Below are 17311 nucleotides of genomic sequence, written 5' to 3'. Positions count from 1 at the left end.
GAATCCCTATATGAATCGAGTCGTATTTGACCATGTAACCAAATATTTTGGCGAGAGCAAAGCCGTTAATGATGCCCATTTTACGATTCAGGATGGTGAATTTTTCACCTTATTGGGGCCGAGTGGATGCGGGAAAACAACGCTGCTGCGAACGATAGCCGGATTTTACCGGCAAGAAGAAGGCGACATTTATTTCGGGGATAGGCTCATTAACGATATTCCTACCCATGAGCGCAATATTGGGATGGTTTTTCAAAATTATGCGATTTTCCCGCATATGAGCGTCTTTGATAACGTTGCATATGGCTTGAAGGCCCGCAATGTGGGGAAAGCGGAGATTGAGCAGCGCGTCATGGAAGCGTTGGAGATGGTGGAACTTACGCATCTGCGTGATCGCATTCCTTCTAATATGAGCGGCGGGCAGCAGCAGCGTATCGCATTGGCAAGGGCAGTCGTTATTCGCCCTTCCCTGCTGCTCATGGATGAGCCGCTGTCCAACCTCGATGCCAAGCTTCGCGTGAAGATGCGTACGGATATTCGGAAGCTGCAGAAAGAGCTGAATATTACGACCATCTACGTGACCCATGACCAGGAGGAAGCGCTGGCTGTTTCCGACCGTATCGCGGTTCTCAGTGAAGGCCGCGTCCAGCAAATAGCTACGCCGCAAGATATCTATTTGTTCCCGCAGAACCGATTTGTCGCCAATTTCATCGGAACATCCAATTTTCTGGATGCCAGCTGCGAAGTGGCCAAGGGAGCAGCAGAGGAGATTGTGGTGACGCTGCTGAATCAAAAGACCAATTTGCATTTGGCTAAGCCGTACTCCGGTAAGGCACTCTTCTCTATTCGCCCTGAACTTGTGAAACTCAGCGTCTTTCCTTCACCAGACTACACCTATGAGGGTACGGTTGAGACGGTTACGTTCTTAGGAGAGAAGGTCAGCTATACGATAAAGCTGATCAATGGACAGGTCATTGAGGCACACCAACATTTGGCGGTTAGCCGTAAAATGTTGCAAGAAAACGATATGGTTTACATTGATCTTCAGCTTGAGCAATCGGTCATGTACAACGGCTCTGGCGAGGAGGTGGTGTATCGTGCAGTCGAGTCTTGGTCGTAAGTCACCGCCCACTACCTTACAACGATTATTGCTAATCAAGTGGGATTTCTGGACAGTCGTCACACTGCTCGTTTACGTGTTTATGTTTGCTTTTATTATTTATCCGCTTTTTTCGCTGTTGATGAATAGCTTTCTGAGCGAGGATGGGCAAGTTACGATCCAGAATTACATTTTGTTTATGAAACTGAAATATTATCGCAGCGCACTCATCAATAGTTTCATGGTCTCATCTGTTGCGACGGTGTTCGCCATTCTAATTGGCGTACCGCTCGCTTATATCACAAGCCGATACGCCATTAAATTCAAGGGTCTGCTGCAAATTATGGTCATTACCTCGCTGTTGTCGCCACCTTTTATCGGGGCATACTCTTGGATTTTGCTGACAGGCAATAATGGCTATATTACACGGTTCATTCATAGCTTAGGGATTAATATTCCTTCGATTTATGGTTGGCATGGCATTGTGATTGTGTTCGCCCTGCAATTCTATCCACACATCTTCCTATATGTGTCAGGAGCGCTGAAGACGATTGACACGTCGCTGGAAGAAGCTTCTGAAAGTTTGGGGATGAATAGCTGGCAGCGGCTTCGCACCATCACGCTGCCGCTTATTTTCCCCACCTTGTCCGCCGGAGCACTGATGGTATTCATGGCTTCCTTCGCTGATTTCGGCACACCGATGCTGCTGGGACAAGGCTTTAAGGTGCTGCCGATCCTTGCTTACGAGCAATTCATCAGTGAAATGGGCGGAAATCCAGCGATGGCGAGCACACTCAGTATCATATTGATCTTGTGTTCGACGCTAATCCTGTTCTTTCAGCGGTACTTTGTATCCCGCAAAAACTTTTCTATGACAGGCATGAGAACGCCAAAAGTCAAAGAGTTGAAGCCAGTTCTTAAATGGGTATTTACGATTCTTGCTTTTATTCCAGCATGTATTTCGATCCTCCCACAGATTACCGTAATTATTACTTCGTTTATTAAAACGAAAGGGCCGGTTTTCCAGAGCGGCTTTAGCCTTGGGAGCTATAGAGAAGTGCTGTTTCGGGTTCCGCGGGCAATTATTAACACGTATTCGTATTCCATTTTATCCATCATCATTATGGTCGTTGCCGGTATGTTGATCGCCTACATCCTGGTGCGCCGCAAGTCCAAAGTGACAGCGTTTCTGGATGGAATTATCATGATTCCTTACGTTATGCCAGGGACTGTTCTGGGAATTAGTCTAATCATTGCTTTCAACAAGCCGCCAATCGTGCTTACAGGGACATGGTTTATATTGGTTATTGCTTATGTAGTACGCAAAATTCCCTATACCATTAGATCCAGCACGGCGATCTTGCATCAGCTGGATCACAGCGTTGAAGAGGCTTCCATCAGTTTAGGCGTTCCGCCGATGAAAACATTTTTTAAAACAACAGGCAGGCTTATGGCGCCTGGAGTCCTATCTGGAGCTATTCTCAGCTGGATTACGACGATCAATGAATTAAGTTCTACGCTAGTGCTCTACTATGGAGCGACAGCAACGATCTCTGTAACGATTTATAGCGAAGTTATTACATCGAATTTTGGAACGGGCGCAGCGCTTGCCTCCATTCTTACGATGACGACTTTGATTTCCCTCATTATTGCTAGCAAACTCTCCGGTGGTAAGGGATTATCACTGTAAAAGGATCTTGATTTTGGCTTTTGCTAAACTCCTTATATACTAAAGGTAGCGAATAAAGTCAGGATCCGTTAGGGGAGTAAGCAATGAACAGGAACGCCGTTGTATGGATCGTGTTAATCATGTTGGTGTTGGCAAGTCTTGCGGTTTATTCGACCTACTTCTCCCAAGTGCGCAGCTTTCCTGAACAGCGAAGTTCGGAGGTTGAGCAGTTGGAATGCTGGGTATACAACAAAACCTGGGAGCCATTCCTTTCACAGTTCCAGAATGAACATCCACAGGTAGATGTGAAAGTTCGTGTATTCCGTTCTTATGAAGACTTGTATGATGAACTTCTAACTTCCTTGTCAGCCAATACCGCACCTGATCTTGTTGAGCTGAATAGTTCCTATGGCGTAGCGGAATTAGCACAGATGGGCGCTCTACAGCCCAAATCCGTCTATATGGCAGCAGCGGTTGAAGCTGCTTCTGATGAGATTGATCCTTCTTTTTCGACGTCCTTCAGTTATAAAGGGAAGGAATGGGCTGTTCCTATCGGAGTGTCAGTTCCTGTCCTTTTTTATAACCGAGATTTGGTTAATCGGATGGGTTCCGCGCAGCAGCTTGCCTTTAACAGCTTGGCTGACCTGGGATCAACCATCGAAGAATGGACGGCAGCAGGTTCAAAAGATTGGCAGCAAGAGCTGGCCATGGATAAAGATTTACCCTCGCTCTTCTTGAATTTGTGGTTGGGTGCTAGGGGGGAGACACGAACAGAACGCTTATCCGAACTGCTTCATATGTGGAAAGGATTAGTCTATGATTCGAAGGTTATGAAGCCGCTTCAGCATAATCTAGCTGCCAGCGATTTTATTACGGGCAAGACATTATTTTACGCTGCAGGTAGTGAGAATGTGGAATGGTTTGATCGCTATATTGCAGGGAAATTTGCTTATGGACTGCTTCCGCTGCCAGGCACGACGAATCACAAGTTTGTTCCTAAGTTAACAGCCTTTGCTGTCCTAGCAGGTGAATATAAAAGCAAGCATGCGGCTCAGATGATTCAGTTCTTGATCGCCAAAGACAATCAAAAAAAGATGCTGGGACTGACTGGTTATTTGCCAGTGCTTCAAAGCGTGCTGGAGGAACTTCGTAAAGATGCAGCGCTGCCTGATAAATACAATCAGCTTCTGGCTAAGCCTTTATCATTCGCCAATTGGCAACCAAGTTCGCAAGATCGTCCTCGCGCTCGAATGATCTCAGACATACTCGGACGGATAGAAGGTGATCCGGCTGCCGAGGAGAGTGAGGCAATTGAACAGTTGCTTCCTTATATGCCTTGAAAATGGAATTGAAAAACGGAGGTTTCGTTATGCAAATGGAATGGATATCCATACAAGGTACCGCCGCATGGAATGAAGATGCAATCGTAATTAACGAATCACAAGGCTTGTACGCCGTCATCGATGGTGCGACCTCACTAGTTCCATTCCGTGGTCCGAACCTGGAAACAGGAGGCCGGCTGGCTGCGCAATTATTGAAGCATTTTCTTGAATCTCAGGCGGTTTCAAGTGATGCAAGCTTGGAACAGCTGCTCAAGCAAGCTAATGAGAGACTCCGCCAAGAGATGGCGGACAGCGGCATTAATCTTGCTGCCAAGGAACAGTTATGGACGGCTGGCATAGCGCTCATTCGGGTAACGGAAACCCATATTGAATATGTTCAAACGGGTGATTGCATGATTTATGCGAAGTACGCAGATGGCTCCGTGCGAAGCGTAACGCGAGATCATGTGGCACACATTGATCATGAGTCGAAGCTGCTGTGGGAACAAGGCATTGCTGCCGGCATCCAGAAGAAAGACGAACTGCTGGCTAGGGTGAAACCGCGCATTGCGGCGAATAAAGAGAAGATGAATACGCAGATCGGCTATTCCGTCATGAACGGCGACCCGGCGGCCGAACTGTACTTCGAAAGCGGGAAGCTGAACCGGATTATGCTGGAGAGTCTGTTTCTCGTCACAGACGGGCTGTTTCTGCCTGAAGGTTTGGCAAGAAGCGGCAGCAGACAAATAGAGGAAGAGATGGTTGAGCGTATCGCGGCAGGCGGCCTGCAAAGCTATGCAGATTGGCTCATTGAAGTGGAAAAGGGTGATCCGGAATGCATACGGTTCCCAAGATTCAAAATGTCCGATGATAAGAGCGGGATTTGGCTGCGCTTGCATGCCTAGTCTCTCCCTAGCCTTAAAAAACGCCTTTCAACTTGCATGCTTTGCAAGCTGGAGGGCGTTTTATCTATGTACATATAAGAATTTATATGTTTTTGGGTTGAGCGAAGCTTACTCTTATTTATTGACATCACCACTAACTTCTTTGCTTTGGAGGTTTTCGATCTCAAAGGGCATCTAATGAACGGTATGATGCTTAAAGACGAGAAAATGGCTGCTTTGGGGATTTAATGAACGGAGTTGGCGCTACCCGGCACTTTATTGGCGAAATGGTGATCCTTTGCTTGAAATAGCGCATCTGGGATTCATTAGATTTTCAGAATGAGTGATTATGGCCGAATAAATGGTATTGAGTTCGTAAGGGGGCTTGGGCTAGCCTCAAGGTTCATTGACTTGGTGACCTAGCCGCAGGCTAGATTTTAATATAAGAGTTTATATGTTTTGGAGTGAGCGTGGAGTTACTCCAGCCGCCTTGTGCGAACAGAGGGAGGGAACAACAGTCCGCTATTCTAGCCAAAAGTATCCATATCGCGGGGGTGCGGGAACAACAGTCCGCTATTTTGCTGTTTCAAGGCAAATTCAGCATTTTTCTTGGAAATAAGACCCTGTAGTTCCGCTAATACCATAGCATCCCTGCTATTTGCCTATATAGCGTCCTCTAGTTCCCTTAACAGGTTTTGTCGCTACTTAGAGGCTGATCCTCTCAGGGCGGCGAAGTCGTTTTTCTTATCTGTGGCATCAAGCGTGAGGCTAGGTTTCTCCTAAACCCAAATTAACTTTGTACTAGCAAAGGAATACATAGTACAATCGAAAAAGCGCAAAAAACGTGATTCCGTTGAAAGAATACCGCCGCATGAGCGGGCTTACCGGTATTTGATAACTTTGTTTTATCGTAAAGGGGTTGCAAGGATTGATGTTCAACGTGCGTGCGGATGTTCTCGCTGGTTTAACGGCGACACTCGCGCTTATTCCGGACTCTCTTGCTTTTTCCTTCATAGCTGGCGTGAATCCGATGGTAGGCATGCTGCTTATTGTGACATTTGGCAACGTAGTAGCGCTCATTCCTATGGCTTGCTTTAATCGCTGTGATGCTGATGGTTTGCTACGAAATTTTCGACTGGAAATATGTAGGGGACATGCGTAGAATGCCCAAAAGTGATGGTCTTATTATGATTGCGACAGCAGCCATATCTGTCATAACGCGCGATTTGGCCAAAGGGGTAGCGGTAGGCGTTGCTATTCATGTCGATGTATTGCTTTATCGCAGCCGCAAACGGTTGAATATGGGTAATTCGATCTCCTAGGAGGAATCCAGATGAAATTACAACTTGATACCCCGCTATGCCAGCAATTCGGCATTCGTTATCCGATTTTTCTGGCGGGCATGGCCGGCGGTCCGTCGACTGTCCGTTTGACGAGCGCAGTATCCAATGCGGGTGGATTAGGGACGCTTGGAGCGGCTTATATGAAGCCGGATGCCATTCGAGCAGCCATTCGTGAGGTTCGCGAGCAAACAGCCGCGCCGTTTGGCGTTAATCTGTTTAGCCTTCAGATGCACGATGATAAGAGGAGAATTGAAGCGGCTAGACATGCTATGATTCCGATAAGGAAAGAACTGGGCCTTACGGAACTTACAACGGGGGATATTCAGTCAGCGAACGATTTTGATGAGCAAATCCAGGTTCTATTGGAAGAAAAGGTGCCAGTGATCAGCACCGCATTTGGGCTGCTTCCTGAATCGTATATGAGGCAGGCCAAATCCGCTGGGCTAATGGTGGTATCGATGGTGACGACGGTTCAAGAAGCGCTTATGGCACAGGAAGCTGGTTGTGACGCGGTTGTGGCTCAAGGCAGTGAAGCGGGCGGACATCGGGGAACATTTGATATGACCACTCATCCAATGGGGGCGAATATCGGTACATTTGCTTTGGTGCCTCAAATCGTAGACAAGCTAACTATTCCAGTTATTGCGGCTGGCGGGATTATGGACGGAAGAGGGCTTGTTGCGGCATTAGCACTTGGCGCGCAAGGCGTGCAGATGGGGACGCGCTTCCTGACGGCAAGCGAATGCGGCGCTAATCCAGCCTATAAGCGGGCATTGCTGGCAAGTACGGAAGAAAGCACAGTACTTACGAAGGCTTTCTCTGGACGCCCGGCTCGCGGAATTCAGAATGCGTTTATCCGCCAATGGGCGGAGGGCGGAACAGAACCGCTCCCTTTTCCAACCCAGAATACGCTCACACGCGAGATTCGCAATGCGGCCGCGCAGCAAGAAAACGCGGAATATATGTCGTTGTGGGCTGGGCAAGGGACGCGGCTGTTGACGCCTGACCAATCGGCAGCAGAGATTGTAGTTGAAGTGATTCAACAAGCGAAGGCTATTGTTGGATCCTCTCGTGATTCGTAGCAGCCTTTTAGAAGCTATCGAAACTTACAAACTCGCCAACCGGCTTGCGATAACCGCGAGGTCTGCGTTTGACCGTATCTTCTTTACCTAGCGCAACCAGCAGGACTGGCACATAGTTGGCAGGAACATTCAAAGTTTGGCTCAACAATGCGGGATCGAAGCCGATCATCGGGCAGGTATCCCAACCCTTCTCTTTGGCTGCGAGCATGAACAATTGAGCGGAAAGACTGGCGTTGCGAATCGCTTCATCCCGCATAAAAGCTTGGCCGCGATCTTCATAAAACTGTGTCACGGATTCCACGGTCATATCATATTCCTGCTTGCTGAATACCCCGAGCTGCAGGAAGCCTTCATTTATTTTGGCAACGTCTTGATAGGCATTCAGATTACCTAAGACAACAATAACCGCAGAAGCGGATTGTACTTTGTACTGTTTATAAGCGGCGTTATAAACCGCGTCTTTGGTTGTGGGATCTTTCACTACAATATAATGAGTATGCTGCAGATTAAAGGCGGATGGAGCGAATTTAACGGTATTAAAAATATCGTTGAGTTCTTCATTCGAGATTTCGATATCAGGCAGAAATTTATTGGCGGAACGACGTTCTTTCACTACGGATGCAAAATCAGTCATAAGGTCACACTCCTATTTATCTTTAAATTAAGATTCTTTAATAATGGGAAAATCATAAGCTTTATTTCACGCAAAGTCAATGATTCATTTGTAGAATTGTGATGATTCTTGGCGAAATATAGGAGTGAGTCTGTTTGGCTTTACGTGGAAATTCTGTGTTGACAAAATGAACTGTTCAACATATATTAGTTGTACATACAAAATACAGAATGGTAAATAATAATCCTGTCCCATGCACATATTAATTTTAGATAGGAGTAATCGCCTTGGATGAAGATTTCTTGCACACTTGTCTCTTTTTCACAACGAATCGATTAAGCAGATTGATTACCAAGATGGCCGAAGAGGAATTCGCGCCAACGGGCTTAACGCCGATGTATGGCTATTTGATTCGACTAGTGAACAACACGCCCGGAATCTCCCAAAAGGAATTAGCGGAGAAATTATCTATTGCAGCATCTACGTTAACGCGTTTCATTGATAAGTTGGAAGGCAAACAGTTAGTAGAACGTAAAGTACAAGGTAAAACAGTGCTCGTATACCCAACTCCCAAAGGGACGGAACTTGAAACCGAAATTCGCAAAGCCTCGAAGCGCCTGCATCAACGGTATTGCGAGATCCTCGGCGAGGAAACAGCGGTGTTATTGTCTCAAAACTTGGAGATAACCAGTGATCAACTGGAGAAATAAATTTGTATTGTTGCTAATTCTTTTGTTGTATGTACAACTAAAATAAAGGAGATCTTTCAAATGAACCAAATGCAGACGGGGACCAGGTCGCCCAAACTATTTTATGGCTGGGTGGTCGTATTGATCACTTTTGTGACTTTGCTAGTTGCCGCGGGCATCAGGGCGATGCCAAGTATTTTAATGCTTCCTTTCGAAAAAGAGTTTGGCTGGTCGCGTGGCGGTATTTCGGGTGTTATTTCTGTCGGGATCTTCCTGTATGGCCTTGTTGGTCCTTTTTCTGCGGCTTTATTAGCGAAATTCGGGATTCGAAGAATCATGATGATCTCCCTGATCGTTCTGGCAAGCAGTCTTTCCATTACGCCGCTCATGACGCACTTATGGCAATTTCAAATTCTGTGGGGTGTCGTTGCAGGGCTTGGAACGGGGATGATGGCCAATGTGCTAGGCGTTACTGTATCGAATCTGTGGTTTGTAAAACGCAAAGGATTGGTAGTTGGGATGCTGACAGCCAGCGCTGCTACAGGACAGCTTCTATTCTTGCCGCTGCTGGCCAAAATTATCGTGGATATCGGGTGGCGATATGCGATTTATACCTCCGTAGCTGCTATTCTTGTTCTTGTTGTTGTGGTCGCCATATGGATGCGGAATCATCCTTATGATCTGGGAATCGCCGCTTACGGCTCCGATGAAGTTGCCAAACCGGATGTGTTCAAAGGCAATATTTTCATAACACCGATTCAGACCTTAATTTCCGCATTGAAAAATAAAACATTTTTGCTGCTCGCGGGGACCTTTTTCTTTTGTGGATTTTCGACCAACGGCTTAATCGGAACACATTTGATTCCGGCTTGCGGCGATTATGGGATTCCTGAAATTATGGCAGCCGGATTACTGGCGATGATGGGTTTGTTTGATTTAATCGGCACTACGCTTTCCGGATGGTTGTCAGATCGGTTCGACAATCGCTGGCTGCTATTCTGGTATTACAGCTTGCGCGGACTTTCGCTGTTGTTTTTGCCTTTTGCCTTAGAGTCAGGTCCTACATCTTTAATTATTTTCTCCGTCTTCTATGGGTTGGATTGGATTGCAACGGTTCCTCCTACGGTCAAACTAGCCTCGAAAGAGTTCGGCAGAGAAAAGGCGGGGATGATTTTTGGCTGGGTCGTCGTGGCTCATCAGGTGGGTGCTTCTGTCGCAGCCTATAGCGGCGGTGTTGTTCGTGAATGGCTGGGCAGTTATACGCTGCCATTCCTTAGCGCAGGGCTCATATGCCTGATTGCCGCATTGATGGCGATCCGGATTGCCAGAAAATCGGCAACGGCTGCTGCCTGAGTTAAGAGTGCGCCAAGCAAGCCGATTGGACCCGGTGAGCGCTGTCAGTGACTTTGAGCGAAGTTGACTAAGGAACTCAATAACGCTTATTTGACCTAAAATCATTGAATTTGGAAAATAATGAATTCCAGAAGCGTTATTTCACGTAAAAGATCACGATTCCAGCAATATTCTGCTTCATAAGGACGATTCAGTTCGTTTGATTTTCAAAGAGGCCATTTTCGGGTCTATAAGCATCATACAGTTCGTTAGCGAATGTCAGTTTGATTTTGAGGCGACTAGGTAGTGATTGATGGCTAAGCAACCTGAGTAACACCGCTTGTGCACTTAGATCAGGTGGTGTTTTCTTGGGTTTAGTGAGGCTTAACCCGGTGGTGAGTGGCACCATTGCAGCAGATAAGCACGTTCCGTGGTCTTACCTCTTCCCACCTATTGATAACACGTGTTAATATGTTTCTATGAGGAGTGAAGTTAACATGCAAAAACGAGTTACAAGCTTTGATGTCGCTCGTAAGGCCGGCGTCTCGCGAGGCGTGGTTTCCGCCGTTTTGAACCAAACGGCAGGCATTCGCGTGAGTGAAGAAACGCGGGCTGCTGTCTTGCAGGCGATTGAGGAGCTGGGCTACCGCGTCGATGTCCAAGCGAGGGGGATGCGGCTCGGACGGAGTCAGTGTTTTGCTGCATTTGGCAACATGGATAATCCACTATTCCTTCAGATGCTTCAAGGTTTTCAAAAGCATTGCACACAAGCTGGCTATCATGTCTTGCTGTATGGAACGGATCAAGATGAGGCGGCTCGCTATGAACTGCTCGAAATGTTTCGAGAACGCCGTATCGACGGGATCGTGTCCAAAGATGCGACGCAGTACGCGGATGAAGCTTGGGCTCAGGCGATCCAGGAGAACAAAATTCCGTATATCAGCGTTGACGGTTATGCCGAGAATGAAGCTGTTTGTTCGGTACTCATGGATTACAAAGCAAGCATGAAAATCGCTTTAGACCATATTTGGCAAAAAACATCCTCTTCTCCAATCTACATGGAAGTATATAGCGGTCCCGCATATTCGCTGAATTGGGGGGATCGTCAGCGCCGATTAGGCTACGAAGAATGGATGATAGAACATGGACTGAATCCGACAACGATGAATAGGATGAGAAATGATCGGGAACCTAATCGGAGCGAATGGGTGTCCATTTTACGTGAAATGGAACTGCCAGCCGCTGTAGTGTGCAATTGGTCTTACGGTGCTAGACGTATCTATGAAGCCTGTCATGAATTACATTTGCGGATTGGCAAAGACGTTTATGTAATGGCGGCGGATAATACGGAACAAGTCAACGCATACATGATACCACCGCTCAGCGCAGTAGAAGTTCCGTACAGACAAATGGGGGAGCTTGCTGCACAAAGGCTGCTGCAATACGTGACCGGTGACGTTTCTCTTGCAGATACCACGACAATTCGTGTGCCTTGCCGCCTGGAAATTCGTGAAAACTAGGTGATAGAACAATGAGGTTAAGGCCTCATCCTAAATGATAACACGTTATATCAAAGAATGATTTGGAGGAAAAGAGATGCTCTGGACTTATGAGAAGATTGCCAAACGCGTCGAGGAGCTTCAACCTTACCGCTATCGTGATGCGGTTCAACTGAATGAATTCCGATTCGCTCTGGATGCAGATGGACATATTGGAGAGTACCCTTCTGAGCAAGGGGAGTGGGGAACGATTCGGCTTGGCGATACTTGGCGAGGCTATGACCAATACGCCTGGTTAGCGGCATCTGTGCAGATTCCAGCCCATTGGTCGGGGAAAAAAGTGCTCGGTCTTTTTGATTTCGGCACGACGGGGGGCGGACATAATAGCGGTTTCGAATCGCTGCTTTTTGTGAATGGTCAGCCCTTCCAAGGGGTGGACAGCAATCATCAGGAGGTTTTTCTACCCGAGGCGTTGGCTGGAGAAGAGCTGGATCTTTCGTTTCGGCTATGGTCTGGCCTAGGAGGTTATCAGCAAAAGCCAGACCCTTTGGAGCATTGGTTGCACACAGCACAGCTATGCTGGTTGGATGAGGAAACCGATGATTTGTATTTTACTGCGAAGGCAGTCATTGACACGATTCGCTTGCTGTCTGAACATCAACCTGAAAAGCATAGTTTACTCTCTATAGTTGATAGAGCTTTTCTTCAATTAGACTGGTCACGGCCTGGATCATCAACATTTTATTCGTCTATCTGCGCAGCCAGAGCGATTATGCGAGAAGGGTTGGAGAAGCAGCAGAAAACAAGTCCCGTTGTTATTCAATGTATCGGTCATACGCACATTGACGTAGCTTGGTTGTGGCGGCTTGCGCATACGAGAGAGAAAGCAGCCCGCTCATTCTCCACGGTATTGAGACTGATGGAGCAGTTTCCCGACTATGTTTTCCTGCAAACCCAGCCTCAGCTATATGCCTACATCAAAGAGGATTATCCGGATATTTATGCACAAATGAAGGAAAGAATCGCGGAAGGACGCTGGGAAGCCGGCGGTGCGATGTGGCTGGAGGCGGATTGCAATTTATCCTCGGGGGAGTCTCTGGTGCGTCAAATTTTGTATGGAACTCGCTTTTTAAAAGAGGAATTCGGCGTCGAGTGCACGTATTTGTGGCTGCCGGATGTGTTTGGCTACAGCTGGGCGCTGCCGCAGATATTGAAGAAGAGCGGCATCACGATGTTTATGACGACGAAAATCAGCTGGAATCAGTACAACCGAATGCCGCACGACACATTTCGTTGGCGGGGCATCGACGGATCTGAGGTGCTGACGCACTTCATCACGACGCCTGATCCAGGAGGAGGTGAAGGTGCCTTTTACTATACGTATAATGGGGCAATTACCCCTTACTCAGTGAATGGAATCTGGGAAGGCTATCGCGATAAGAACTTGAATCACAACTTGCTGCTGGCTTATGGCTACGGTGACGGTGGAGGCGGTGTGAATCGCGAGATGCTTGAGATGAGGCGGCGGTTAGATGAGCTGCCAGGTCTGCCGCAGGTGACAACGGGGCGTGCAGATGCCTTTTTCGCCGAGTTAGAGAAAACCGTAGAAGCGTCCGATGCTTATGTGCATACGTGGGATGGCGAATTGTATCTAGAGCTGCACCGCGGCACCTATACGAGTCAAGCTTACAACAAACGGATGAATCGCAAACTGGAGCTGTTGTATCGGGAAACGGAGTGGCTTCAGGCGATGACAGCCTTGCAAGCCGGTTCTCCAATCGCAGAGCAGCAGCCCATTGAGAGGCTGCAAGCAGGCTGGAAAATCATTTTACGCAATCAGTTCCACGACATAATCCCAGGTTCATCCATTCGCCAAGTCTACGAAGACAGCTGGGTGGAATATCACGAGGCTGAACAAATTGCGCGAGATGTTCGTGCGTTATCATGGGCGAACAATGGCGAAGATTCCTGTATTACTGTGCTGAACAGCTCGCCTTGGACACGAACTGATCTTGTGGAAATAAGTGCGGCGAGCGATAAGGACGTCTGGGCAACGTCGACTGGCGATCGGTGCGATGCGCAGCGGACAGAGAATGGCTGGCTTGTGTTGACACCGGAACTGCCGGCGATGGGATATTTGACGCTGACTGCCGCTGAAGCTTGGAGTGGTGCATCCCAAGATGAAGTTTTTCAGCCGATAATGAACGGTTTGGAGACTCCTTTCTATGTGCTGAATTGGGATGACAACGGTAGTTTGACTCGTTTGTATGACAAGCAGGCTCAGCGGGAAGTACTGGCGAGCGGCGAGCGGGGCAACGAATTGCAAGTGTTCGAAGATAAGCCAAAAGGGCGGCATGAGGCGTGGGACATTGACATTTTCTATACAGAAAAGAAAAGGGTTGTAGAAGACTGCCGCAGTATCGAGCTCATCGAATCAGGCCCGTTGCGAGCTACCATTGCGTTCACCTGGGGATATGGCGACTCGACGATTGAGCAGCAGATGAGGCTCTATGCGCATTCACGGCGCATTGATTTTGAGACACGCATAGACTGGCACGAACAGCGGCAATTGTTGAAGGTGGCTTTTCCCGTAGTAGTCCGCTCGACGGAAGCGACTTATGATATTCAATTCGGCAATGTGAAGCGGCCAACGCACTGGAATACGAGCTGGGACTATGCGCGTTTCGAAACGGTCGGGCATCAGTGGGCCGATTTGTCAGAGCGGGATTATGGCGTAAGCCTGCTGAATGATTGCAAATACGGCTATGATATCAAGGACTATGTCATGCGGCTCACACTTATTAAATCAGCGATGGTTCCTGACCCCATAGCGGATCAAGGGGAGCATGTATTTACGTATTCGTTGCTTCCACATCTGGGTGACTGGTATGCCGGTGGAACTGTTCAGGAAGCTTGGGCATTGAATAATCCGCTTACGAGCATGGTCGGCAGATCTTCCCAAGAAAGCTTTTCTCTGCTGCGCTTATCGCTGCCGAATGTCATGGTTGATGCGGTAAAATGGGCAGAGGATGGGCACGGCTTGATTGTTCGTGTTCACGAATATGCCGGAGCGCGAGGCACTCTTTCGGTGGAAACCGGATTCCCTGTATCATCTTGGCAGGAAACCGATTTAAGAGAACAGCCGATCGGCGACGTCATGACAGGGACGATTACTTGTGAGATTATGCCTTATGAGATTAAAACCTGGCTTATTGATTGAGTTATCTAGGCGTCTAATCCCAGGGGATGAATAGGCAAGCTACTTATTCCCTGCAATCTCATGCATCCATTATGGTGGGGTCCCAAACCTTTGTAAGCAACTAAAGGAGCTATGCGCACACAAGCCGCTTGGCTCCTTTTTCATGTAAACAATTGAATCTGTCCCACACATCGATGTTATTTTCGTGAATAAAACGGTTGCAATATTTGGTTGATGCTTTTATTATAAAAGTATGGATTAATGAATAAACTTATCGATTTATATTATTGTTAATTTAAAGGAGCAGCTGCCCTATGACAAACCGCCTTACAATTAATGCTGACAGGATAAAAGGTACTATTAATCGCAACATTTACGGGCATTTTTCCGAACATCTCGGACGCTGTATATATGAAGGTTTATGGGTTGGGGAAGATTCCCCCATTCCTAACACGAAAGGCATTCGCAATGATGTCGTCGCGGCGTTAAAACAGATGAAAATACCTGTTCTCCGCTGGCCGGGTGGCTGCTTTGCCGATGAATATCATTGGAAAGACGGAATTGGTCCTCGCGAGCAACGAAAGCGGATGATTAACACACACTGGGGTGGTGTGGTGGAGAATAATCATTTTGGTACTCATGAATTCTTGATGTTGTGTGAGATGCTGGAGTGTGAACCTTACATCAATGGAAATGTGGGGAGCGGGACGGTTCAGGAAATGTCCGAGTGGGTGGAGTATATGACATTCGAAGGCGTTTCCCCGATGGCCGAACTTCGTGAATTGAACGGGAGAGCGGAGCCGTGGAAGGTTAAATATTTTGGTGTAGGGAATGAAAACTGGGGATGCGGCGGCAATATGCGTCCTGAATACTATGCGGATCTATATCGCCAATTCCAGACGTATGTGCGTAATTATGGCGATAACCGCATACACAAAATTGCTTGCGGACCAAACAGTGATGATTATCATTGGATGGAAACTTTGATGAAGCAAGCCCATCGCTTTATGGATTCAACGACGCTGCATTATTACACAATTACAGGCGACTCTTGGCAAGAAAAAGGGGCGGCAACCGGCTTCCCGGAACAATTGTGGGCCCGTACGATGAAGAAAGCGCTCTATATGGAAGAGCTGCTCGTGAAGCATTCCGCCATCATGGATCAATATGATCCCGAGAAACGGATCGGTCTGCTCGTCGATGAATGGGGGACTTGGTTTGATGTAGAGCCAGGAACGAATCCAGGCTTTCTCTATCAACAAAATACGATTCGTGATGCGCTCGTCGCGGGTATTACCCTTCATTTGTTCAACCAGCATTGCGATCGGGTGCAGATGGCAAACCTTGCTCAGTTAGTCAATGTGCTGCAGGCTGTGATTTTGACGGAAGGCGAGAAGATGCTGCTGACGCCGACTTATCATGTTTTCAACATGTTCAAAGTTCATCAGGATGCACAACTGCTCGATATCCATTTGACAACCAAAGAATTAAAGAGCGATATCGATGATGCGATTCCGCAAATTTCAAGTTCAGCTTCCATCGACGCTTCTGGTAAAATTCATATCAGCTTGTGTAATTTGGATCACCTGGCCAGCGCAAAAGTTGATCTCGATCTTCGTGGCTTGACGAATGAGAATGTTCGTGTGAGTGGGACCACGTTAACCGCTGATTCAGTAGATGGTCACAATACATTTGAGAATCCGGATCGGGTAGCGCCTGCGCCTTTCACCTCGTTTGCATGGGATGGCAAGCTGCTAAAAGTAGACCTGTCTCCAATGTCGGTAACCGTACTTGAACTAATGACGGATTAATTGCGATGAATCAAAGCGATCGGTCTTGCAAAGGTTGTCGCGAAGAATACAAGATTACGGAAGCGCAAATCGATAGGATGCTAAGCTCACCTATGTTTCAAGGCGATAGCTGTGTTCCAGAAAGCGTCTACCTGGAGCGATTGCGAATGTGTAGCGCGTGTCCTAAGCTGCTCGGCGGCACAACTTGCTCGTTCTGTGGGTGCATCGTGCGAGTCGCAGCGAAACTCAAGGAGAAAAATTGCCCATTTCCCGGGGCTAGTAGATGGAACAGATTCTGATTCGATGAGAAGAGGCATCCCTGAAGGCTGAAAACCTTGAGTGGGGCCTCTTTTTTGTGGTTCGATTTCGAAAATAGGGCAGCTGAAAGAGTTGAAAATGCTTAATTGTCCCAATTGCTCATGTTTTGGGTGAATAAGCAAGATAGGCGGGGCCATGTCCACATGATCGGGCTAACGAACTTCAACATGCTTATACGCGCCAAAATAGCCTTTTTTTTGGTCTAATGAACTCAATTGGCGTTATACAGCAAAATCAGGGCATAATGAAGGCAAATTGTTGTCAATAACGCATCTGGAGTTCATAACAATTTCAAATTGCTTCATTTTGAGCAAATAAGGCTTGTTGAGTTCGTAAGGTTGAGGAGCATCGAACCGATCCGACTGATCCAACCCAACCCAACCCAACCCAACCCAACCCAACCCAACCCAACCCAACCCAACCCAACCCAACCCAACCCAACCCAACCCAACCCAACCCAACCCAACCCAAC

At 47.5% G+C, this 17311-nt stretch carries 14 protein-coding genes; 12 read left to right on the top strand and 2 right to left on the bottom strand.

The genetic code is table 11. The annotated features are described in order from the left end of the window. Window positions 1–10: 10 nt before the first annotated feature. From IEY34_RS18910 to IEY34_RS18880, 7 genes are all read left to right on the top strand, one after another. Complete coding sequence (locus IEY34_RS18910) at window positions 11–1120, top strand: ABC transporter ATP-binding protein (RefSeq protein WP_189014016.1); 1110 nt, start codon at window positions 11–13, stop codon at window positions 1118–1120. After that, a complete protein-coding gene (locus tag IEY34_RS18905) occupies window positions 1098–2789 on the top strand; it encodes an ABC transporter permease (RefSeq protein ID WP_229757723.1) in 1692 nt (563 codons plus the stop codon). Before IEY34_RS18910 ends, IEY34_RS18905 begins: the two co-directional genes overlap by 23 nt. An 83-nt stretch (window positions 2790–2872) precedes the next feature. Next, a complete protein-coding gene (locus IEY34_RS18900) occupies window positions 2873–4108 on the top strand; it encodes an extracellular solute-binding protein (protein WP_189014014.1) in 1236 nt (411 codons plus the stop codon). A 29-nt stretch (window positions 4109–4137) separates the two neighbouring features. Then, complete coding sequence (locus IEY34_RS18895; protein WP_189014012.1) at window positions 4138–4995, top strand: protein phosphatase 2C domain-containing protein; 858 nt, start codon at window positions 4138–4140, stop codon at window positions 4993–4995. A 910-nt stretch (window positions 4996–5905) separates the two neighbouring features. After that, the gene (locus IEY34_RS18890) at window positions 5906–6136 is read left to right on the top strand and encodes a SulP family inorganic anion transporter (protein ID WP_189014163.1); all 231 of its coding nucleotides are present in this window, start codon (window positions 5906–5908) and stop codon (window positions 6134–6136) included. 1 nt (window position 6137) lies between these two features. Next, window positions 6138–6296, top strand: a complete 159-nt coding sequence (locus IEY34_RS18885) for a hypothetical protein (protein ID WP_189014010.1) — start codon at window positions 6138–6140, stop codon at window positions 6294–6296. An 11-nt stretch (window positions 6297–6307) separates the two neighbouring features. Next, a complete protein-coding gene (locus tag IEY34_RS18880) occupies window positions 6308–7399 on the top strand; it encodes an NAD(P)H-dependent flavin oxidoreductase (RefSeq protein ID WP_189014008.1) in 1092 nt (363 codons plus the stop codon). Between the two features lie 7 nt (window positions 7400–7406). On the opposite strand, the gene IEY34_RS18875 is transcribed toward IEY34_RS18880, so the two are convergent. Further along, complete coding sequence (locus IEY34_RS18875; RefSeq protein ID WP_189014006.1) at window positions 7407–8033, bottom strand: nitroreductase family protein; 627 nt, start codon at window positions 8031–8033, stop codon at window positions 7407–7409. Window positions 8034–8299: 266 nt separating this feature from the next. On the opposite strand from IEY34_RS18875, the gene IEY34_RS18870 reads away from it, so the two are divergent. From IEY34_RS18870 to IEY34_RS18850, 5 genes are all read left to right on the top strand, one after another. Continuing rightward, on the top strand, window positions 8300–8722 hold the full coding sequence (locus IEY34_RS18870) for a MarR family winged helix-turn-helix transcriptional regulator (protein ID WP_229757722.1): 423 nt from the start codon (window positions 8300–8302) through the stop codon (window positions 8720–8722). 60 nt (window positions 8723–8782) lie between these two features. Then, on the top strand, window positions 8783–10054 hold the full coding sequence (locus IEY34_RS18865) for an MFS transporter (protein WP_189014004.1): 1272 nt from the start codon (window positions 8783–8785) through the stop codon (window positions 10052–10054). 476 nt (window positions 10055–10530) lie between these two features. Beyond that, window positions 10531–11553, top strand: coding sequence for a LacI family DNA-binding transcriptional regulator (locus IEY34_RS18860; RefSeq protein ID WP_189014002.1), 1023 nt, complete (start codon window positions 10531–10533; stop codon window positions 11551–11553). 76 nt (window positions 11554–11629) lie between these two features. After that, entirely contained in the window at window positions 11630–14752 is a 3123-nt protein-coding gene (locus tag IEY34_RS18855) for an alpha-mannosidase (RefSeq protein WP_189014000.1), read from the top strand. A gap of 293 nt (window positions 14753–15045) precedes the next feature. Further along, window positions 15046–16542, top strand: coding sequence for an alpha-N-arabinofuranosidase (locus tag IEY34_RS18850; protein WP_189013998.1), 1497 nt, complete (start codon window positions 15046–15048; stop codon window positions 16540–16542). 518 nt (window positions 16543–17060) lie between these two features. Here IEY34_RS18850 and IEY34_RS36870 read toward each other — a convergent pair. Continuing rightward, window positions 17061–17311, bottom strand: a 251-nt coding sequence (locus tag IEY34_RS36870; protein ID WP_229757720.1) for a hypothetical protein, incomplete at its 5' end; no start/stop codon positions are given.

The sequence above is a fragment of the Paenibacillus marchantiophytorum genome, assembly GCF_014640555.1.
GTDB lineage: Bacteria > Bacillota > Bacilli > Paenibacillales > NBRC-103111 > Paenibacillus_E > Paenibacillus_E marchantiophytorum.
The sequence above is the reverse complement of the archived record's forward strand: the minus strand, read 5'-3'. Positions and strand labels throughout refer to the sequence as shown.